At 33.9% G+C, this 22,662-nt stretch carries 17 protein-coding genes and 1 pseudogene; 3 read left to right on the top strand and 15 right to left on the bottom strand.

Annotated elements, in window-relative coordinates; all coding sequences use genetic code 11:
- Positions 1-16: 16 nt before the first annotated feature.
- The 7 genes from GKZ88_RS15960 to uvrC form a co-directional block, all read right to left on the bottom strand.
- Positions 17-949, bottom strand: a complete 933-nt coding sequence (locus GKZ88_RS15960; protein ID WP_155103350.1) for a tryptophan 2,3-dioxygenase family protein — start codon at positions 947-949, stop codon at positions 17-19.
- A complete protein-coding gene (locus GKZ88_RS15955; RefSeq protein ID WP_155103349.1) occupies positions 949-1,719 on the bottom strand; it encodes a DUF3108 domain-containing protein in 771 nt (256 codons plus the stop codon). The genes GKZ88_RS15960 and GKZ88_RS15955 overlap by 1 nt, the downstream gene beginning before the upstream one ends.
- Positions 1,720-2,012: 293 nt before the next feature.
- Positions 2,013-3,173, bottom strand: a complete 1,161-nt coding sequence (gene hppD / locus GKZ88_RS15950; RefSeq protein WP_155103348.1) for a 4-hydroxyphenylpyruvate dioxygenase — start codon at positions 3,171-3,173, stop codon at positions 2,013-2,015.
- 93 nt (positions 3,174-3,266) lie between these two features.
- A complete protein-coding gene (locus GKZ88_RS15945; RefSeq protein ID WP_155103347.1) occupies positions 3,267-3,626 on the bottom strand; it encodes a four helix bundle protein in 360 nt (119 codons plus the stop codon).
- A gap of 124 nt (positions 3,627-3,750) precedes the next feature.
- On the bottom strand, positions 3,751-4,908 hold the full coding sequence (locus GKZ88_RS15940) for a homogentisate 1,2-dioxygenase (protein WP_155103346.1): 1,158 nt from the start codon (positions 4,906-4,908) through the stop codon (positions 3,751-3,753).
- A gap of 319 nt (positions 4,909-5,227) precedes the next feature.
- A complete protein-coding gene (locus GKZ88_RS15935) occupies positions 5,228-7,507 on the bottom strand; it encodes a patatin-like phospholipase family protein (RefSeq protein ID WP_155103345.1) in 2,280 nt (759 codons plus the stop codon).
- 6 nt (positions 7,508-7,513) lie between these two features.
- Positions 7,514-9,310 (bottom strand): excinuclease ABC subunit UvrC, encoded by a 1,797-nt coding sequence (uvrC, locus tag GKZ88_RS15930; protein WP_155103344.1) that lies wholly within the window; start codon positions 9,308-9,310, stop codon positions 7,514-7,516.
- A gap of 137 nt (positions 9,311-9,447) precedes the next feature.
- On the opposite strand from uvrC, the gene GKZ88_RS15925 reads away from it, so the two are divergent.
- From GKZ88_RS15925 to GKZ88_RS15915, 3 genes and pseudogenes are all read left to right on the top strand, one after another.
- The gene (locus GKZ88_RS15925; protein ID WP_155103343.1) at positions 9,448-10,428 is read left to right on the top strand and encodes a succinylglutamate desuccinylase/aspartoacylase family protein; all 981 of its coding nucleotides are present in this window, start codon (positions 9,448-9,450) and stop codon (positions 10,426-10,428) included.
- Positions 10,415-10,987 (top strand): 5-formyltetrahydrofolate cyclo-ligase, encoded by a 573-nt coding sequence (locus GKZ88_RS15920; RefSeq protein WP_155103342.1) that lies wholly within the window; start codon positions 10,415-10,417, stop codon positions 10,985-10,987. Before GKZ88_RS15925 ends, GKZ88_RS15920 begins: the two co-directional genes overlap by 14 nt.
- Positions 10,988-11,542: 555 nt before the next feature.
- Positions 11,543-12,934 (top strand): annotated as a pseudogene (locus GKZ88_RS15915) (VWA domain-containing protein); the annotation flags it as partial.
- Positions 12,935-13,018: 84 nt separating this feature from the next.
- On the opposite strand, the gene GKZ88_RS15910 reads toward GKZ88_RS15915, so the two are convergent.
- From GKZ88_RS15910 to GKZ88_RS15875, 8 genes are all read right to left on the bottom strand, one after another.
- A complete protein-coding gene (locus GKZ88_RS15910; protein ID WP_155103340.1) occupies positions 13,019-13,765 on the bottom strand; it encodes a tetratricopeptide repeat protein in 747 nt (248 codons plus the stop codon).
- Positions 13,766-13,856: 91 nt separating this feature from the next.
- Positions 13,857-15,605 (bottom strand): BatD family protein, encoded by a 1,749-nt coding sequence (locus tag GKZ88_RS15905; protein WP_155103339.1) that lies wholly within the window; start codon positions 15,603-15,605, stop codon positions 13,857-13,859.
- Between the two features lie 109 nt (positions 15,606-15,714).
- Positions 15,715-16,482 (bottom strand): tetratricopeptide repeat protein, encoded by a 768-nt coding sequence (locus GKZ88_RS15900; protein WP_155103338.1) that lies wholly within the window; start codon positions 16,480-16,482, stop codon positions 15,715-15,717.
- A 42-nt stretch (positions 16,483-16,524) separates the two neighbouring features.
- Positions 16,525-17,559, bottom strand: coding sequence for a VWA domain-containing protein (locus GKZ88_RS15895; protein ID WP_155103337.1), 1,035 nt, complete (start codon positions 17,557-17,559; stop codon positions 16,525-16,527).
- Between the two features lie 127 nt (positions 17,560-17,686).
- Positions 17,687-18,688 carry a VWA domain-containing protein gene (locus tag GKZ88_RS15890; protein ID WP_155103336.1) on the bottom strand — a complete coding sequence of 334 codons (1,002 nt, stop codon included), beginning with the start codon at positions 18,686-18,688 and terminating at the stop codon, positions 17,687-17,689.
- Positions 18,688-20,319: a hypothetical protein gene (locus tag GKZ88_RS15885; RefSeq protein ID WP_155103335.1), complete on the bottom strand. Its 1,632-nt coding sequence runs from the start codon at positions 20,317-20,319 to the stop codon at positions 18,688-18,690. The genes GKZ88_RS15890 and GKZ88_RS15885 overlap by 1 nt, the downstream gene beginning before the upstream one ends.
- A 148-nt stretch (positions 20,320-20,467) precedes the next feature.
- Positions 20,468-21,331: a DUF58 domain-containing protein gene (locus GKZ88_RS15880; protein WP_155103334.1), complete on the bottom strand. Its 864-nt coding sequence runs from the start codon at positions 21,329-21,331 to the stop codon at positions 20,468-20,470.
- 143 nt (positions 21,332-21,474) lie between these two features.
- Positions 21,475-22,479 carry a MoxR family ATPase gene (locus GKZ88_RS15875; RefSeq protein ID WP_017497457.1) on the bottom strand — a complete coding sequence of 335 codons (1,005 nt, stop codon included), beginning with the start codon at positions 22,477-22,479 and terminating at the stop codon, positions 21,475-21,477.
- Positions 22,480-22,662 lie beyond the last annotated feature (183 nt).

Raw genomic sequence — 22,662 nt, 5'->3', positions numbered from 1 at the left:
GGGAAACTATAGTGGTTTATTCATTTCCCCAATTGGACAATTCTTCTTCGGTCCACAATTTAGGAAAAAAGATGCGTCTTTGGTATTTTGGATGCATATATTTTTGCCAGTCACTTCCTCCGGTCGCTTCACCATTGCCTTTTCCGCTTTCCAAAATATATTTTCTTGCCGTATTAAGATGCTGCATTACCCAAGTGATATTTACAGTTTTATCGTAATGACGCATTGCATCAATTAGCGCTGTATTTTGTTGATCTTCAATAGGAAGCTGGGTGAATTTTTGCCAAATATTTTTCGTTTTAAACGATGACATTTGTCTTAAAAACTGGTCTTTGTATTTTTTCTCAAATTCGTTTAATAAGTATGATTTTTCTCCAGTTTGATAATCTTTTCCGGCTGCTTGCCAATAAAGATGTTCAAAACTGGTTTCTAAATCTGTGTTTTCGTCAAAGTTTGCTTTGTATCTTCTGTCTGTTAAATTAATAACATCTGTCGATGCAAATTCGATCATACGATATTGAGCGCTTTGAAATCCGCTTGCCGGAGTCAAAGTATTTCTGAATTTCATATATTGATCTATTTCCATTCCGTTTTCCATAATACTGAACGAATTGGTCAACATGTCAAAATAACGGGTAATTCTTGAAAGTCTTTCGCTGAAAAAATCAACTTGAATATTTTGTGTTTCAGCGATTTGATCAATTTCCCACAAAATCATTTTGAAAATCAATTCATTCACCTGATGGTACATGATAAAAACCATTTCGTCAGGAAGTGTAGTACGCTGTATTTGTAAATTTAAAAGGGCATCGGTTTGGATATAATCCCAATATGTAATGGGTTTTGACCAAAGCAATCCTTCTAACTGAACATCAGTTTTTTGATTTATAGCTTGGAATTTTTGATCAATTTCTTTTAAAATTGATTCTGAATGATCAGTAAGGTTCATTATTTTTTTGCTTTAAATGGATTTTTTAATCCTTTATATTCATCAAGATCTGCTTTAAGTGATCCCACGGCAAGATCTGCTTTAATTCTAATAGGAACTTTGTTGTCGTCGTCTGTAATCCAGAGTGTTAAGCTTTCTTCTTCTTTGAAAACTCTTCCTTTCTGTACTAATGGTCTAAAAACCATCGTAGAAACGGTGCCAAATTTAGTTGTAATATCTTGACGGCCTACATATTTTAACTTAAATTTTGTGATTTCGTCATCAAAAAACATGTCAATTGTAATGGCTTCTCCTGATTTTAATTTATCAATATTCGGATGGTTTCTTAAGTAGTAAAATGAAGAAACAATATCTTGTACATTATCAGTAGTTATAATGGTTTTTTCAGATTTTCGTTTGTAATCTTTTACCAAAACTCTGTTTTCTGCCTGATTAAAAAAGCCTTCCTGATTTTTGGTATAACCGCCTTCATCAATTTTTCTAACATAACGATATGGACTTCCGGTTTCTCTATCAAAATAGCTTTCGTATAAATCTTCAACTTTAAAGAAAAATTTAGACATGCCAGTTGTGTAACCTTTACCCACCGCATGAAATACTTTTTTATTGTTTATTGTTGCATCTTTGATTTCAAGTGTGGCATATCCGGCGTTTATAATTCCGTAGTGAATTCTGAATTTAAAAAACTCTCCCGTATCGAAAGCGTCTTCTTTTTGTGTATCAAAACTAAAGGCTGTGAGGATGAATATAGTGAGGATGAATTTTTTCATAGTACTGTTTTACAAATATTTATGAGGATAATTGCAAATTCTATTCCAAATGTACCAAAACAAAAAAACTCAGTCAAGTAATGACTGAGTTTTTATGCTATTAACTAACCAAAAAACTATAAATTATGAAATTTATATCAATCCAAAAGGAAACCACCCCTTTTGTTTTGCGAGTGCAAAGATATATAGAAAGTTCAAAAAAGAAATAGCAAAAGGCAAGTTTAACATAACATTTGCATAAAAACCATCATTTTACAGAGAATTTCTCTACATAATGTAAAAATATTGCGATTTTATAATGTACCTCTCAATTCCTGCTCTCTCTCAATAGACTCAAAAAGGGCTTTAAAGTTCCCTGCACCGAATCCTTTTGCACCCATTCTTTGAATAATTTCGAAGAAAAGGGTAGGTCTGTCCTGAACTGGCTTAGTAAATATTTGTAAAAGGTAACCATCTTCATCGGCATCGACCATGATGGCTAATTTTTCAATTTCGTTTAAATCTTCTTTCATCATATCCATGTGAACACCCAATCTTTCTGGGATTGCTTGGTAGTAGGTATGTGGAGGAGCTGATAAAAAATCAACACCGCGTGCTCTTAATTGTGATACTGTCTTAATAATATCATCTGTAGCAATTGCAATATGCTGAATTCCAGGTCCGCCATAAAAATCTAAATATTCTTCAATTTGAGATTTTTTCTTTCCTTCAGCTGGTTCGTTGATTGGGAATTTGATTCTTCCGTTTCCGTTTGACATTACTTTACTCATCAATGCAGAATATTCTGTAGTGATTTGTTTGTCATCAAAAGATAAAAAGTTCACGAATCCCATTACATCTTCGTAAAATTTTACCCAAGTATTCATTTCGTTCCAGCCTACATTTCCAACCATGTGATCAATATATTTTAATCCGGTTGGTTCTGGATTGTAATCTGATTTCCATTCTTTATAACCTGGCAAGAAAACGCCGTTGTAGTTTTTTCTTTCGACAAAAATATGAACGGTTTCTCCATAAGTATAAATTCCTGAACGGATTACTTGACCAAATTCATCTTCTTCAACAGTTGGTTCCATAAAAGAACGAGCACCGCGTTTCATAGTTTCTTCGTAAGATTTTGTTGCGTCTTCCACCCAAAGTGCAGCCACTTTTACGCCGTCACCATGTTTTTGAAGATGTGCGTGAATAGGAGAATCCTGTGTTAATGGCGTAGTTAAAACAATTCTGATTTTATCTTGTTTTAAAACATACGACGCTTTGTCTCTTACCCCAGTTTCTAATCCGGCATAAGCTAATGACTGATATCCGAAAGCAGTTTTATAATAATGTGCCGATTGTTTTGCATTCCCTACATAGAATTCTACATAATCTGTTCCTAGTAATGGAAGGAAATCCTGTGCTCCTTCGAAGATTTTTTCTAATCCGTATTCTACTGATTTAACTTCTTTTGACATGATGTTTTTAATTAGAAAATGAGTTAATTAGAAAATTAGATAATGTGCGTTCCGATAAAAATTATCTAATTGACACATTGACAAATTATCTCATTATTTCATTTTTGATGTTGATATTATTTTATTTAAAATTTTTAAAATTTCTGATAATTCATTTAGTAAATCTTTGCAATCGGGATAGGCCTTGTGAGCGTCGCATAAAAACAACCAATATTCTGTTTCGTCTGCTTCCTTAATTGCTATTTTTAATTTATGAATGAAATCTGCTTTGCTTTCTGCGTTTTGTGATTCTTTTGAATTAGCTCCAATTGATGTTCCGCTTTTTAATAACTGATTTGCAATTACGAATTTCTTTTGATCCTGAAGTTCGGTTGTATAGTCAATGATGTTTAATGCGAAATGGAAAGTTTTAATTAAAAGAGCGTTGTCTTTATACTTTTCGTTAAAAGTCATTTGTTTTAATTTGATAATTAGATAATTAGATAATTTATTTTGTAGGTTTAAAGTTACAAATAATTATTTTATTTTCTAATTTCGCATTATCTAATTGACTAATTATCAAATTGGCACATTAAAACTATTCCGTCCAAGATTTATAATATTGTCCATCATCCAATCCCATTGCTTCTTCAGTAACCATTAATGGTCTGAAAGTATCAACCATAACAGCTAATTCCTGAGTTTCTTTATGACCAATACTGCGTTCCATCGCGCCTGGCGCTGGACCGTGCGGAATTCCTTTTGGATGTAAAGTGATATGTCCCTGCTCAATATTATTACGGCTCATAAAATCACCATCAACATAATATAGTACTTCGTCAGAATCTATATTGCTGTGATTGTATGGTGCCGGAATTGCTTTCGGATGATAATCGTAAAGTCTTGGGCAGAAAGAACAAACAACAAAAGTTGCTGTTTCAAAAGTTTGATGCACCGGTGGCGGTTGGTGAACGCGCCCCGTTATAGGTTCAAAATTGTGAATTGAAAATCCGTATGGGAAATTATATCCGTCCCAGCCCACAACATCAAAAGGATGTGTAGCATAAACCACTTCATGAAGCATACCTTCCTTTTTGATTTTAATTAAAAAATCACCTTTTTCGTCGTGTGTTTCCAATTCGTTTGGCAAAATAAAATCACGCTCACAAAATGGAGAATGTTCTAAATGCTGACCTGATTGGTTTTTATATCGTTTTGGAGTATAAAATGGAGAATACGATTCTACATAAAATAATCGGTTTTCTGTCGTTTCAAATTCGATTTGATAAATAATACCTCGAGGAATAATCAAATAATCACCATATTCAAACGGAATATTTCCTAACATGGTTCTTAATTTTCCTTTTCCTTTATGGATGAAAAGCATTTCATCGGCATCGGCATTTTTGTAGAAATAATTTCGAAGCGATTCTTTTGGAGCAGCTAAACCAATGATACAGTCTTTATTGACCAACATTGCTTTTCGGCTGTCTAGGAAATCATTTTCAGGTTTTAATTCAAAACCTTTAAAAAGCAGTGATTTTATGTTTTTTCCGATTGCAATTTTTGGTTCAACCGAATAAGAGTTTAAAATTTCTTTTACCTGTGTTGGTCTGTGAACATGATAAGATAATGACGAATGTCCGTGGAAACCTTCGGTACCAAACAATTGTTCGTAGTAAAAACCTCCGTTTGGCTTTTCGAATTGGGTGTGTCTTTTTTGAGGAAAATCTCCAAGTTTATGATATAATGGCATGGCTTTTCAATTAGATAATTTTTAAATTAATTAGATAATTCGAAAATTTTGAATTGTGTGAACAGATAATCAGCTCAATCTTAGTATTGACTAATTATCTCAATTCGATAGCTTCATTCAGGATTTCTCTTGATGAGGAATTGAAGATACTCTAATAAACCTGTCCATTTTGTTTTCATTATAACAAATGTCGTAATTTTTTCCGAGTAAAATTAAAAATTATATTATTTATAACTATAAAATATTTTAATTTTTTTGATATAATTTTTTGATAGCAAAAAAATAGCGTGATTTTATTGCACTATTCTCGTATAAAACTCTAAAACAAGAAGCCAATACTGAACCATGTAAAGCTTTTCGACATTTCTGGCGACCAAGATTGTTTGATTTCGATTGGGCCAATAATCGTTTCTAATCCGTAACCAAAGGCATAACCTGAATATTTTGGCATCGAAATCCAGTCAACTTTGGTGAAAATGTCATCACCCAGATTGGCAAAATTTGCAGAAAAATTGAGGTGATTTTTTTTGATGATTTCATAGTCAAGCGTAATATCTGTTTTTATATAGCTATTACCAGAGATACTCAGGAAATCATAACCGTAGAAATAATTGAAATTGTTGATTTTGTTATAACCATAACCTCCCAGAATATAATCGAAATAAGGAACGCTGTCACTGCCAATGTTAAATCCAGCATCTGCACCAACTTTAACAGTGGCCCTTCTGAATAATGTTTTGGCAAATCCAATTTCGGCCTTCGCCATTGAGAAAGGCTTAAAATTATTATTATAATCGGAAGAGGCTAAATAAGTTTGAACGTCGCTTGAGAAATATAATCCTGAACGTGGAAAGGTTTTTTTATCAAAAGAATCATATTTTAAGTATCCAAAAACGCTGAAATAATTACTTCTATCAATTGTGTTTACACTGTTTGAAAGTGTAGGCGAATCGATTTTTAAATATTTGTATTCCAAACCGCCGCCCATTAAAAATTTTTGAACAAAAATAGTCTGAAAATAAGCTTGATTGCTTAGGTCAAGAAAGTCAACATTAATAAGGTTGACATTTGGGTTTGAATCTTGAAGTTGGGTAATACTTTTAGTAACATTTCTATTAAATTGATTCAGTCTTGAACGAAATCCGAAACTGATATTAAATCCGTTTTCTACATAATAGTTCAAATCATATCTAAAATTATCTCCTAAAATAATGTCGAATGAAGTAACATCATTTTTTAGAAATGTTTTTTTATGAGTCAGGTTTAATAAAATGGCACTTTTATATAATCCGTCATAGTGAAGTCCTAGTTTTAGATAAGTCTGTGTTGGATTTTCTTTTAAAACAAGATCTAAATTATCATTTTCGCCATTTGGCTGCAGACAATATGAAATCGTGCTGAAGTTTTCAGTGGCATTTAAATTGTTGATTCCGGTTTTTAAATCATGATAGGTAATCGTGCTTTCTGGTTTGAAGCGAAGTTTACCGTTGATGTATTCTTTTGTGTAATTGTCTAATTGGTCGACATTTATTTTTTGTATTTCTAAAGTATCAGAGCTTAGTTTTAGTTTCGGTTTTTTATAAAAAGTTTCTTCGGTTACTAATGATTTGATTTTTTCGTAAACAGCAAAAGTAGCTTCTTCGCCTTTTCTGACTATTTCTTCGCCTTTGTCAAATGAAATTACGCCAAAATCACGAATATCTGGTTTGATGTAGATATCGGTGTCTTTTATTTTGCTTTTCATTTTTTCAATCGACTGAAGATTAGTGATCTGAACTAATATTCTTGTAGCGTTTTTCAACTTTTTACGATTCATCAAATCATCCTGAACGTCAACTCCAATAATAATATCAGCGCCAAGATTTCGAACTTCTTTTATCGGATAATTGTTTACAACGCCGCCGTCAACAATCAAATTGCCATCAATTTCAACAGGAGTAAATAACGACGGAAAAGCGGCACTTCCCATCATCGCCTGAACGAGATTGCCTTTGTTGAGTAAAACTTCTTCACCGGTTTCAATGTTTGTTCCAATACATAAAAACGGAGTTGGAAGCTGATTGAAATCACGAACATGACGCACGTTTCTGGTCAAACTGCTCAAAAGATTGTAATTGTACATTCCTTTTGAAAGCGCTTCCGGAATTCCAATTTTGAAATTACTGAAAGGTAAAGTAATGGCATACAATTCATCATTTCTTTTGCCATAGAAATTTTTAGAGGATCGAGGAATATAATCGTTTATTAATTCGTCAAAATTTGTTTTTTTGAAAATAGAATCAATTTGCGATGCATTATAACCAGATGCATAAAGTCCGCCAATTACGGCTCCCATACTGGTGCCGCCAATATAATCGATTTTGATTCCAGCTTCTTCTAAAACTTTCAAAACTCCAATATGAGCGAATCCTTTTGCTCCGCCACCGCTTAAAACCAAACCAATTTTTGGTCTCTTTACGGTGTCTTGTTTCTGTTCCTGCGAAAATGATTTTCCGGGAAAAAATAAAATTATGAAAAGTACGACTGCTGCGCCCCAAATGGAATTTGAGAAAAATCCTTTTGACTGACATTGTGTAATGAAAAGCTCGTTTGGGCGCATAAAGATTTATGGGTTTGTTTTGTAAAAGTCGACAATTTTTTTGGCTTTTGATACTCCTATAACGTCAGATATTTCTTTTTCCGATGCTAATTTTAATCTTTTAACACTTTTAAAATGCTGAATTAAAGCAAGCATTGTTTTTTCGCCAATGCCTGGAATACTTTCGACCGATGAATTGAGTGCTGCTTTGCTTCGTTTGTCACGATGAAATGTGATTCCAAATCGGTGTGCTTCATTACGCAATTGCTGAATGACTTTTAAAGTTTCCGATTTTTTGTCAAGATATAGTGGAATCGAATCACCTGGATAAAAAAGCTCTTCTAGACGTTTTGCAATTCCAATAATGGCAATTTTTCCACGAAGCCCTAATTCGTCAATACTTTTTAATGCAGCAGATAATTGTCCTTTTCCACCGTCAATAATAATTAATTGCGGCAACGGTTCATTTTCGTCTAATAATCTTTTGTAACGGCGGTATACAATTTCGGTCATCGAAGCAAAATCGTCTGGGCCTTCAACAGTTTTTACATTAAAATGGCGGTAATCTTTTTTGCTTGCTTTTCCATCTTTAAAAACTACACAAGCGGCAACCGGATTTGTTCCCTGAATATTTGAGTTATCAAAACATTCAATATGTCGAGGTTCAACAGGCAGTCGCAAATCTTTTTGCATTTGCGCCATAATTCTGTTAACATGACGATCTGGATCTACAATCTGTAATTGTTTCAATTGTTCGATTCGGTAGAATTTTGCATTTCGAATCGACAAATCCAGAATCTGTTTTTTATCGCCAAGCTGAGGAACAGTTGTTTTGATGTTTTCGCCCAAATCAATTTCAAACGGAACAATAATTTCTTTTGATAATAATTGAAAACGTTCACGAAGTTCCACAATGGCCAATTCTAGTAATTCTTCATCCGTTTCGTCCAGTTTTTTCTTCATTTCCAAAGTATGTGAACGAATAATAGAACCGTGAGAGATCTGTAAAAAGTTGACATAAGCGGCAGTTTCGTCAGATACAATCGAAAAAACATCAATATTGGTAATCTTCGGATTTACAATCGTTGAACGCGATTGATAATTTTCAAGAACTTCTATTTTTTCTTTGATTTTTTGGGCTTCTTCAAATTGTAAATCTTCGGCATATTTTATCATCAACCGCTTGAAATCTTTCATACTTTCCTTAAAATTCCCTTTCAGAATTTCGCGGATTGCATCGACTTGTCTTTGATATTCTTCCAACGGTTCCAAACCTTCGCAAGGACCTTTGCAATTGCCGATATGATATTCCAGGCAAACTTTAAATTTTCCTGAATCAATATTAGATTTACTTAAATCAAAATTACAGGTTCGGAGCGGATACAATTCCTTAATTAATTCCAAAATTGTATGAACCGTTTTGAAACTGGTGTATGGTCCAAAATATTCAGAACCGTCTTTGACCATTCTTCGCGTTGAAAATATTCTCGAAAAAGGTTCTTTTTTAATACAAATCCACGGATAACTTTTGTCATCACGAAGCAGTACATTGTAGCGAGGCTGCAACGTTTTGATTAAATTGTTTTCTAATAAAAGTGCATCAGTTTCAGTAGGAACAACGATGTGTTTTATGGTGACAATTTTCTTGACCAAAACATTCGTTTTAGCCGTATCATGAATTTTATTGAAGTAGGAGGAAACTCTTTTTTTTAAGTTTTTGGCTTTTCCAACATATAAAATCTTCCCGTCTTTATCATAATACTGATACACACCAGGATTATCTGGCAAGGTTAGAATTTGAAGGTCTAAGGACGATTTTTGCATTCTTTTTTGTTTCTGAAGAGAGTAGATGAGCATTTCCAAAAAGCATTCCGATTTCTCGAAAAAACTGCTGCATCGATTTAGTTTCAAATTTACAAAATCAAAAGAATAATTTCTATATTTAGCTTTTATAATTCTACATGAAAAATAGTAAGCCTTTGGTTATCTTCGATGAGACAATTTTGCCTGGAGAAAGCAGAACAATTAATGTCGAAATCGCAAGATTGCATACCACTACAAAATTGAATATTCCGGTAATTGTACGCCGTTCAAAGATTGAAGGTCCTGTTGTTTTATTTTCGGCAGGAATTCATGGCGATGAAATAAATGGTGTTGAAATTGTTCGGCAGCTTATCAGCAAAAAAATAAATAAACCAGCACGTGGTACTATTATTTGTATTCCAATTATTAATATGTATGGTTTTGTAAATAAGTCGCGCGAGTTTCCTGACGGCCGTGATTTAAACCGAGTTTTTCCGGGAAGCAAAAAAGGTTCTCTGGCAAGCCGATTCGCCTATCATATTGTAGAAGAAATTTTGCCGATTTTGGATTATGCAGTAGATTTTCATGCCGGCGGTGCAAGCCGATTCAACGCACCGCAAATTAGAATAACAGAAAATAATCCCGAATTGAAAGTTTTGGCCGATGTTTTTAATGCGCCTTTTACTTTGTATTCAAAAAATATTGGCGGTTCGTTTAGAAACACAGCTGAAAAAGCAAAAGTAAAAATGCTTCTTTTTGAAGGCGGAAAATCTTTGGATATCAATAATGATATTGCGAATGAAGGTGTTCTTGGTGTAAAAAGAGTGTTGAATTATCTTGGAATGCTTGACTCAAAACAACTTGTTGAAGTGGCGCCAATTCCTTCTATTTACATTAAATATTCTTTTTGGCTCAGAGCTAAATGTTCTGGCTTGCTGCATGATTTTAATTTTGTTGGAAAATTTGTGACCAAAGGAACTATCTTGGCAATTATCACTGATCCCTTTGGCAAATTTGAGCAAAAAGTAAAAGCGCCTTACGACGGATTTGTAATTAATGCGAATCATTCGCCAATTGTTTATGAAGGTGATGCAATTTATCATTTATCTAAAAATTCCCCTTTAAATGTCGACGAATAAAAAAGAACTGAGACTGCATTATAAAAGCCTGAGAAAAGCACTTTCGGCAGAAGATATTGAAGAGAAAAGTCTGGCTGTTGCCAATAATTTAATTCAGCTGCCAATTTGGGATAAAACGTATTTTCATGTTTTTCTTCCGATAGTTGAACATAAAGAAGTCGATACAGAGTTTGTACTGCATTTGCTTTCTGGAAAAGATAAAGAAATCGTGATTTCAAAAAGTGATTTTGAAACAAGAGTTATGACTCATTTTTTGCTGACGGATAATACCAAAATCAAAAAAAACGAATACAATATTCCGGAACCTGTAAACGGACTTCAAGTTCAGAGTTCAAATATTGATGTTGTTTTTGTACCGCTTTTAGCATTTGATATTCACGGAAACCGTGTTGGTTATGGAAAAGGATTTTACGATAAATTCTTATCTGAATGCCGTCCAGAAACCATAAAGATTGGACTTTCTTTTTTTGAAGCCGAAAATCAGATTGATGATGTTTTTGAATCGGATATAAAATTGGATTATTGCGTGACGCCTCAGAAAGTTTACGATTTTCAATAAATTTTTACGTAACGTTTGTCGATATGCTGGACGTAGACGCACTGCTGTGCGCCCCTACGATTTCTCTCATAAATTATAATTAATGCCACAGATTAAAGGATTTAATAGATTAATCTTTTGAAATCCTTTAATCTGTGGCAAAGAAAACATCCCCATTCTGTGCGTTGTACGTCTCTACAACAATCTTCAAGGAAAAATAAAAAATATTTTTACGCCAAATGCCTTTTAAAATCAAGGTTTCAGATTTTATTTTCACGTAAGAAAAATATTTGTAAAGTTTTTGGCATCGAATTTGAATGCTCGGAAATTGCAAATAATCGCCTCTAGTACATCCGGAATGCTAGTCCTTATTTGAAACAAAATCTATTTACTAATTTTTTAAAAATTCACTTTATGAGAAATCTTAATTTCTTGATGATGGCATTCCTTGTACTTACTATTTTTGGCTGTAAGAAAGCTGATTACGCTGCTGAAGAGAATGCAGATTCGACCGCAATCGCCGTAACAACAACTGATTTGGCTGAAGAAGAAAATTACATTCCTGACCCTAATACAGAAAGTTATGCAGGACTGGAAGAAAACCCATTTGAATCGCCGCTTAAAGAACCACTTTCTACTTTTTCTATAGATGTTGATAATGCATCATACACAAATATTCGACGATTTATAAACGAAGGACAAAAAGTTCCTAAAGATGCCGTTCGTGTTGAAGAAATGATTAATTTTTTCAAATACAAATATCCACAGCCAGACGGTCAGCATCCTTTTGCAATTAATACAGAATACAGCGATTGCCCGTGGAATAAAAACAGCCGATTATTAAAAATTGGTTTGCAGGGAAAAGACGTGCCCATGGCAAATTTGCCGGCGACTAATCTAGTTTTTTTAGTTGACGTTTCCGGTTCTATGGATGAACCGAATAAACTGCCATTATTGAAAGAATCGATGAAGATTTTGGTAAAGGAACTTCGCAGTACCGACCGAGTTTCTATTGTAGTTTATGCAGGTTCGGCTGGTGTAGTTTTAGAACCAACTTCTGGCGAAAACAAAGAGGATATCATGGATGCTTTTGATGATTTGCATGCAGGAGGAAGTACAGCAGGAGGAGAGGGAATCGAATTGGCTTATAAATTGGCACAGGAAAATTTTATCAAAGGAGGAAACAACAGAGTTGTAATAGCTACAGATGGTGATTTTAATGTTGGCGCTTCAACTGATGATGATATGCTGAAATTGATTGAAGAGAAAAGAGAATCTGGCGTTTTCTTAACTGTTTTAGGTTTTGGAATGGGCAATTATAAAGACAGCAAAATGGAAATTCTTGCCGATAAAGGAAATGGGAATTACGCTTATATCGATAACGTTCAGGAAGCGAATCGTTTTTTAGGAAAAGAATTTAAAGGTTCTATGTTTGCTATTGCAAAAGATGTGAAAATTCAAATTGAGTTTAATCCAAAACATGTTCAGGCGTATCGATTGATTGGTTATGAAAATCGAAAACTAAAAGCCGAAGATTTTAAAAATGATAAAATTGATGCTGGAGAATTAGGCAGCGGACATTCGGTTACAGCTTTATATGAAATTATTCCGGCGGGTGTAGAAAGCGATTATGTTCCGTCTGATTTGAAATATACTAAAACACAGAAAATAGATGGAAATTACAGTGATGAACTGGCAACTGTGAAATTTAGATATAAAAAACCTGATGGCGACACTAGTATTGAAATAATAAATACAATAGCAGATAGAAAAATAAATCTGGAAAACAGTTCTCCTGATTTCAAGTTTACAACTGCAGTTTCCTGGTTCGGATTAAAACTTCGTGAATCAAAATACATCGCGAACAGTTCAAGTTCTGATATTAAAAAACTAGCAAAATCTGGATTGCAAAATGATGAAGATGGCTATAGATCCGAATTTGTAAGATTGGTTGAAGCAGTAAATTAATTTCAAATTCCAAAATAAAAAAAATCCAAATTCCAATTTTTTAATATTGGGATTTGGATTTTTTTATTTGATTTTTTTTAAATTTTATTTGACTTCTTTGATAGTTGAACCATCAATCCAGCCTTCGGTTCCATCAGTTAATTCGATTTTTTTCCATTGGCCTAAAACTTCGGTTACATACACTTTTGAACCTTCGTGTAATAAGAAGATTGCAGCACCTCCTTTTTGAGGTTCGCTTCGAACTTCACTCAGTTCTGCAAAAACAATTGCGGGACGATCATTATCAAAATGATTTTTTTCGGACATTCCAGCCGAAACACTTAATGCCAGCGCCACTAACAGAACAAACATTCCTATGAAATAAATTCTTTTTGAAAGTGTAAGCTGTGAAAAATAATAGCCAATAAAACTCAGCAAGAAAAGAAATCCTATTCCAACAGCGATTTTTGCCCAAGTATTATAATCAAAAATGCCGGTAAAGTTTTGAATGAGCTTTGCAAAACCTACTTTCGGAACTTCTTTAATTTCGTCGATGGTCAGTTTTTTTGCAAATTTTAAATTGTTCAGCGTTTCCGGATCATGAGGTTTTAAAACTAAAGCTTTCTCATAATTATATATCGCTGGAGCCACTTTGTTTAGCTTATAATAACTGTTAGCCAAATTAAAATATAACTCAGCCGATTCTTGTTTGTTTTCTTTTATAACACCTTCATAAGCCAGAACAGCTTCCTGATAATTGCCTCTTTGGTACATCGCATTTCCTTTTTCAAAGCTGCTTTGAGCAAAGAAAACTTGAGTAATTAATAAAAAGAGATATACTATATTTTTCATTTTCTAGATTTGTAATACGATTTTCAACTTTGCGTACTTAAAACTGCGCAATCTAAATTAAATTTCTTAGCGCACTTTGCGGTTAAAAAAATTAAACAATCTGTTTTTCTAATTCTGAAATAATCAAAACAGCTTTATCAAAATCCTGCTGAATCGAAGCGCTTGATGCCGGAGCATATCGTGCAAATTCGCAGTTTTCAGTCAAATTAATAAAACTCTGAACTGATTCTGGATTTGCCTTTCTTGATAATAACAATTCACGAATATTGTCTTTGCTCATTTCTGAGGTTTCAATATGCAGCTTTGCTTTCAAGAAATTATGCATCGCTTTTTCCAGAGCAATATAAAATGGTTCTTTATTATTAAGCTGTTTTTTAGCTTCAGACAAATATTTCTTAGCCAGCTTATTGTTCATTTTAATTCGGTTTCCAGCAACATCACCGTCAATTGCTTCTTTTTTCTTTTTAGCAATAATGATAATTGGCAAAATAATAAAAGGAGCAAATAGCAATGCATAATATAAATCGGAACCATAGAAATCATGTTTTTCAATTGAAACTAATGTAGTTCTTGATTTAATATACTTAAACTGATCTGTTTTTGAAATTACATTTTTAGCGGCACTTGCTGTACTGTTTGCTTCAGCCTGCATTGGTCCGTCTAAAACGTCAATCGCAATTTCTTGAGAAGTAATCGTTTTGTATGAACCTGCACTTAAGTCAAAATAAGAAAACTGCATTGGTTTAATTATGTATTTTCCTTTGTACTGCGGTACAATAGTGTACTTGTCAGATATTCTTCCTGACATACCTGCCAGTGATGTTGTGATTTTTTCGTCATGAACCGGATCATACATTTCCAGTGCATTTGGTACAACTGGTTTAGGCAAAGTAAACAATTTCATGTTTCCAGTTCCAGAAGCACTCACAGTTAAATCAAGACCTTCTCCGCTTTTTACACTTGTTTTTGAAGGCGTAACTATAAAATTAAACTTACCAACTGCACCGCTGAAATCTTCTGGTTTTCCAGTTTCAGGAAGAGGTCTCACATTTATTGTTTTGGCTCCAGCCGAAACTACTTTGTTGTCATCTACAAGTATCTGCTGGCCAAACATATCACGGCGGTTTGTAGGCAATTGTACACCAATGTCTAATGAAAGCGGTTCAATTGTTAGTTTACCTGATTTCTGAGGATAAAGAATCGTCTTCTTCAAGATTACAAAATAACATCTCTGACCTTGAAAACTTCCTTCTTCAATTGCCAATTGTTTGATATCAATATTCTGATTCCAGAAATCATTGTATTTTGGTTTTGCTAATTCTTTAAAACCGGTAACGCCAATATTATTGAAATACAATTTATAAACAACTGTAATTGGTTCGTTTAGATACGGATTTGTTTTTGAAATTTCGGCAACAAGATTTAGTGTTTCACTGCCTTGGCCTTGTGGTCTGTCATTTGGATCTCTTTCTTGCGCAACTGCATTTGTAACCACAATTTTAACAGGCGAGGTTTTGTAAACCTGACCGTTAAATTCAATTGCGGCTTGGCGTATCGTTACATTTCCTTTTCGATCTGGCTGTAAAATATAAGAGTATATTTTTTGAAAAGAACTCCTACCATTAATCCACGACTGACTAATTTGCTGACTTGGTCCTGCTACAATTTTAAATCCTTCAAAATTAGGCTGTTCAAAGTTATCTCCATCAACATTCATGATGAAGTCAATTCGAAGTCTTTCATTAAGTCCAAGCGAGTTTTTACTGACTCTGGCTTCGAACTGAACCTGAGCCAAAAGTCCTTGAAAAGTGAATAGAAATAAAATTAAAAATCTTTTCATTAAATTGTTTAATCGTTTTTGCTGTTTAACGTTTATTTGTTTAACTGTTTAATCGTTTAACTGTCTATTCGATAAACAAATAAACGGTTAAACGATTAACCCAAAAATCCTACCAGTCTTTTTCTGCTTTTTTAGGACTTCCTTTTACTTTTTGGGCGTTTACTTTATCCTGAATTTTCTTTTCTTCGTTGTTTACGGCATCTAGTAAATTCTGAACTCGTTCTTTAGATATTCCTCCAGGCTGTGGTTTTGGCTGTCCGTTGTTGTCTGATTTATCATCTTTCTTCGGATCATTTTTGCCATCTTTTTTATCCTTGTCTTTATCGCCTTTGTCGTCTTTTTTATCTTTATCCTTGTCCTTGTTTTTATCTTTGTCCTTGTTTTTATCTTTATTTTTATCCTTGTCTTTGTCCTTATCCTTATTCTTGTCTTTGTTGTCGTTTTTAGGCGGATTTTCTTTTAGCTTTTGTTTGGCCAAAGCATAATTATAACGCGTTTCGTCGTCTGTTGGATCATTTCGAAGTGCTTCTTTATACGCTTCAACAGCCTGCGTGTAATTTTTCTCTTTCATGAAAACATTCCCTAAGTTATGATAGGCAGTATGTTTTTCAGGACGTGTTTTGGCATTTTTTATCGCTTTCGCGTAAGCATATTTAGCTTCCGAAATTTGGTTTTGTTTGTATATTGTATTTCCTAAGTTGTAAGAAGCAGCAGCTTTTTTTGGAAATTTTGACTGCGAAATTCTATAATTCGCTTCGGCATCAACAAATTTATTCTGTTTATATTCTTCGTTCCCGTCTGGCAATGTTTTGTCTTTTTCTTGAGCAGCAACTGCTAAAGAAAACGTTAGTAAAATATAAAGAAGTAAATTTTTCATTCTAAATTTTTATTTTTTTGTTCTGAGATTTTAGCAGAACAATTATTTCTTTTCGTTAAATAAATTCAACTCTTTTATCCAATTTGTCTTTCTTTCCAATAAGAAAATATCCAAGAATAATAACAGAAACGCAAAGCCAATGAACCATTGAAACTGCGATTGAAATTCGGCCATTTGTGTAGCTTCGAATTCGGTTTTCTGAATATTGTTCAAAGCGTTTTTTATGTAATCTAAAACTTCTTTAGTATTGCCGCCGTAAACATAACCGCCTTTTGTTGCTTTTGCAATCGTTTTTAAACCTTCTTGATTTAATTTGGTGATCACAATTGCTCCGTTTTGATCTTTTTGATGACTTCTTACAATGCCGTTTTCTTTTAACGGAATTGTGCCTCCTTTTTCAGTTCCAACACCAATTGTAATGATTTTCATTCCCAATTTATTGGCTTCTTCCGCAGCTGCAGTTGCTCCTTCAGAATGATCTTCTCCATCAGAAATCAATATCAGCAGTTTGCTTGTTTTGCTTTTTTCATCAAAATAAGTGGAGGATAATCGAATTGCTTCATCAAGCGAAGTTCCTTGAGATGAAACCATATCTGGGCTCATACTTTGCAGAAACATTTTGGCAACGCTGTAATCTGTTGTGATTGGCAAAACCGGAAAAGCGCTTCCTGCGTATGCCACAATCCCAATTCGGTCGCTTCCTAACTGATTGATAATTTGCGAAACAATCTGTTTGCTTTTCTCTAAACGGCTCGGTGCCACATCTTCAGCAAGCATACTTTTAGAAACGTCAACAGCAAAAACAATATCAATACCTTCACGTTTTACGGTTTCCATTTTAGTACCAATCTTCGGATTTACCAATCCGATAATTAAACAGGCAAGTGCTAAAAGTATAATCGATAATTTTAATACTGGTTTGAAAACAGAACTTTCAGGGCTCAGCTTTTTGACCATTTCTACATCACCAAATTCGCGCTGTTTTTTTCGTTTCCAATATACATTGAAAAGAAAAACACACACCAAAATTGGCAGTAAGAATAAAAGGTATAAATATTTTTTTTCGTCTAATTCCATAAATATTTTAAATTCCAATAAAGAAATTACAAATTCCAAATCTATTTTAAATTCTCAATTTCAAAGGTTTAAATTCCAATTTTGGTATTTGGAATTTTTAAAATTGGAATTTTTAATTTTTTCAAAATTAAATGAAGCTTCTATAAACTGTATTTCTTAAACCAACTTCCAACAGCAATAAAAGAACTGCGAGCGAAACAAAAAATCTATATTTTTCATCATAATCGTAGAACTTTAATTCTTGTATTTCAGTTGTTTCTAATTTGTTGATTGCGTTATAAATTTGTGCAAGTCTGTCGTTGCTTGTTGCTCTAAAATAAGTTCCGTCAGTTTTGCGGGCAATATTTTTCATTAACTGCTCATCGATCTCCACTTTTTGCATTTTGTATAAAAATCCGCCGTTTGGACCATAAGCATAAGGAGATTCGGCCATTCCGTTACTTCCTAAACCAATCGTGTACACTTTAATTCCGTATTGTTTTGCAATATCAGCAGCAGTTTCGGGCTCGATAAATCCGGCATTATTAACCCCATCTGTCAATAAGATAATAACGCGACTTTTTGCTTTACTGTCTTTTAAACGGTTCACTGCGGTTGCAAGTCCCATTCCAATTCCGGTTCCGTCCTGCAATGCATTGTCGTATCTGATTTCTTTAATTGCTTCTAAAATAATGGCTTTATCACTTGTAACAGGTGTTTTGGTATAAGCTTCCGAAGCATATAAAACCAATCCGATTCTGTCATTTGGTCTTTCTTCCACAAAATCTGCAGCAACTCTCTTTAAAGCTTCCATACGGTTTGGCTTTAAATCTTTTGCCAGCATACTTCCAGAAACGTCAATTGCCATGACAATATCAATTCCTTTAGTTGTTTTCGTCTGATTACTTACATCAACTGTTCTTGGTCTTGCCAGAGCGATAATCAAAGAACATAAGGCAAGAATTCTGAAAACATATAAACAAGGTTTTAGTTTTACCAGCAATGATTCGCTGTTTTTAAAACCCGTCGTCGAACTCATTTTTAAAGTAGCCGACTGCTGGTTTTTTTTCCAGAAATACCAAGCAATCACAACCGGAATCAAAAGAAACAGCCAAAAGAATTCTGGATTTAAAAAAGTGATCTTTCCCATTAGTTGCTAGCTTTTTTAAGTTCAACAGAATTTAAAATTCGGTCAGTAATTGTATTTCCGTAGCTGTCGCCTTCTTCGTGCGAAATAATAATCTGCTGCAATCCTTGTTCTTGTTTGAACAGAAGAATTTCATAATATACTTTTGTACTGCTTTTAGTAAGAGGATTTATGATCGTCATGGTACCGTATCCTTTTAAGCCTTGTACACCTTCGTTTGTCTGATAATCTTCTTGTTTTACAATAATATTTTGTCCGCCTTGAGCTTCAATAATTTTTAATGAACCTTCTAAGGTTTTTGCCAAATCTATTTCTGTTGGAGTTTTAAATTTACTCGTTGAAACCGCAATGTAAAAATTGTCCGTCATGCCTCCATAAACAAAAAGCTGCATTTCCTTAATCAAAGCCATAGCATCTTTCGGAAGAACTTTTAGCGGATCCATTCGTTTTAAAACTTGTGGAGTTTCAACTAAAACACCTGGATTTCCATACTCGCTTTTTACCCATTCGCCTTCCAGAAGACGTTTGGTTGGGTTCATTAAAACGGTATCTTTAACGTTAGTGAAACCTTTAACAGCAATTAAAACGGCAGTTGTTACGATCAATAAAGCAAAAACAGATCCTACCGCAATAGTAATTCGTTTGTTTCTTTGTTTTTTTAATTGAAGCTTTATCTGCTTTTGTCTTTGCGCTTCATTCAGTAATTCATCTTCTTCAGAAGGAATTTCGGTTGGAATTGCATTATCCAGCGTTAAAATTACTTTTTGAATTTTATTTCTATCTTCAGTAATTTCAAAATCTAAAGGCTTAGATTTTGCAAATTTTACTAAATCGGCCTGACGTAAAACGCGTTCCAAATTTTCAACCGTTTCTGGCGTCAAAGTCATTTTCTTTTTAGTCGAAGCTGTTCTGATGGCTTGAATTAATTCAGAAGTTGTGCTTTCCATTGCTGGAATATGAATGGCTTCTTCAATATAATTTCGTGCAATATCGGTCAGTTCGCTATAGTATTCTTTGATTTCTCCTTTTTGAACAAGTTCTTTCTGTTCTAGATTATTTAAAAGGCTTGTCGCTTTTTCGATTGGAGTTTTGTAAACTTCTTCTTCGATTTTCTTTTGTTGACGTTTTTTTACGTACCAATACACAAAAGCACCGATTCCAAGAATAATCAGTAATGCCAAAACATATTTCCACCATGCGCCAAGGCCTTCATCTGGAGTACTGATATCTTTAATATCATACATTTTTTGCTGTAACGTATCTACTTTTACGCTGGCAACTTCAACTTTAAGAGAATCAGAGAAAAAAGGTTTTTTGTCGATTAAAATTTTGACTGAAGGAATTGTATATTTTCCAGAATCAAATTGGGTTAAACCGTATTTTTTGATGAGCTCGTAATTGCCGTCTTTCTTTACGGTATCAACAGGATACGACTGAATTACTTCAAGTGGCCCAAATTTTTTGTCTTTAGGAAAAACAACTTTCGATTTTGAACTTACAACGGTCTTAAGAGTCAGCTTAAACTCAGCTCCAATTTTATTTTTTGTGGTATCAATGCTTGTTTCAACTTGTTTTTGCTGCGCAAAACCTGCCGAAGTAAGTAAAAATAAAAATATGTAAAATTTTAATTTCATTTGATTTTTGATTTCAGATTTTAGTCTAAAACGATTGCTTTAATGGCACGTGGATGACGCTGATTTAAGCGGATTCTATTTTTATAATTGAAAAACGATATTTTAAAATCTAATATTTTAACCATCTTATCCCGAAGTTTCGGGATAATTATCTCGACTTGAAATAGCCCAATAATTTAGTTACATAATTTTCGTCGACTCTGCTGTTCACTACGCCAGCACCCGATTTACTGAACGTTTCTTTGAAATAATTTACTCTTTCCTGATAGTGTTTTTCGTAATTCATTCGAACCGTCTTTGATCCTGTGTCAACCAGAATTGTTTTTCCTGTTTCGGCATCCAACATATTTACCATTCCTAAATTTGGAATTTTTTCTTCGCGAATGTCATACACACGAACTCCAGTAAGATCATGTTTTTTTGAAGCAATTTTTAATGTCTGCTCATAATTTTCAGACATAAAATCTGAAATCATAAAAACGATGGCTTTCTTTTTCTGAGTTCCGGATAAAAATTTCAAAGCTTCTGAAATATCCGTTTTATGGCTTTTTGGTTCAAATTCGATTAGTTCACGAATGATTCTCAAAACATGCGAGCGCCCTTTTTTTGGCGGAATATACAATTCGACATTGTCAGAAAATAAGATTAAACCAATCTTATCATTGTTTTGTGTAGCCGAAAAAGCCATCGTTGCCGCAATTTCGGTTACGATGTCTTTTTTAAATTGACTTTTAGAACCAAAACCTTCTGAACCCGAAATATCAACCATTAAAACCATGGTTAATTCGCGTTCTTCTTCAAAAACTTTTACGTGGGCTTCATTGTAGCGTGCGGTTACATTCCAATCGATGTTACGAATATCATCGCCATATTGGTATTGACGCACCTCGCTAAAAGTCATCCCGCGCCCTTTAAATGAAGAATGGTACTCTCCCGAAAAGATATGATTGCTCAGTCTTTTGGTTTTGATTTCTATTTTCCGTACTTTTTTTAAAAGCTCTTTTGTATCCATTTTTTATTAGTGTTCAGTGATCAGTTAGAAAGTGTTCAGTGAAGTTCAAAATCTAAAAGGTCTTTCTGTCTTTTGTTAGTGTTCAAGAATCAAAGTATCAGTTTGCTGACTGAATACTAAAATCTGAACACTGAGCACTTTTTTTAAGGTACTTCAATCTCGTTTACGATTTTGTTGATAATGTCTACAGAAGTAATGTTTTCGGCTTCAGCCTCATATGTGATTCCAACTCTGTGACGTAAAACATCATGTACAACAGCACGAACATCTTCTGGAATTACATATCCGCGGCGTTTGATAAAAGCGTAACATTTAGCAGCATTTGCTAAATTGATACTTCCACGCGGCGATGCACCAAAACTGATAAGAGGTTTTAAGTCGGCTAATTTGTACTTCTCTGGATAACGAGTAGCAAAGATGATATCTAAGATATATTTTTCGATTTTTTCGTCCATGTAAACTTCACGAACAGCTTCTTGCGCACGCAAAATTTGTTCTACAGAAACTACAGGGTTTACTTTTTCGTAACTTCCTTTTAAGTTTTGGCGAATTACAAAACGTTCTTCGTCAATTTTTGGATAATCAATTACGGTTTTAAGCATGAAACGGTCCACTTGCGCTTCAGGAAGCTGGTAAGTTCCTTCTTGCTCAACAGGGTTTTGAGTTGCCAATACTAAAAACGGACGATCCAATTTAAAAGTCGTGTCGCCAATAGTTACTTGTTTTTCCTGCATCGCCTCTAAAAGTGCTGACTGAACTTTTGCAGGAGCACGGTTGATCTCATCGGCAAGTACGAAGTTGGCAAAAATTGGCCCTTTTTTAATAGAAAATTCGTTTGCCTTGATGTTGTAAATCATCGTTCCGATAACATCGGCAGGTAATAAATCTGGAGTAAACTGGATACGGCTGAAAGAACCTTGAACTGCTTGAGACAAAGTATTAATTGCTAAAGTCTTTGCCAAACCAGGAACACCTTCTAATAAAATGTGCCCTTGTCCTAAAAGACCAATTAATAAACGTTCGACCATGTGTTTCTGGCCCACAATAACTTTGTTCATTTCCATTGTAAGAAGGTCTATAAAAGCACTTTCTCTTTCAATTTTTTCATTTATCGCTCTAATGTCTAAAGTCGTTGTATTTTCTTCCATATAAATATTTTTAAAAGCCTTTTTGAACCTTTGATTTTTACGCCTTGTTTTTGAGAGTGCAAATTGAATATTTTTTGAGAAGTAAGATGTTAAAGAATGGTTAAAACTTCGACCAAAGACCTAATTTTAAGGACGAATTGTGAATCTATTTTTATATTTTTAAGAACTTTGATGGATATGCTT

The organism is Flavobacterium sp. LC2016-01 (assembly GCF_009711135.1).
Lineage (GTDB): Bacteria > Bacteroidota > Bacteroidia > Flavobacteriales > Flavobacteriaceae > Flavobacterium.
Note: the sequence above shows the minus strand (reverse complement) of the source record. Positions and strands in the feature narration are given on the sequence as shown.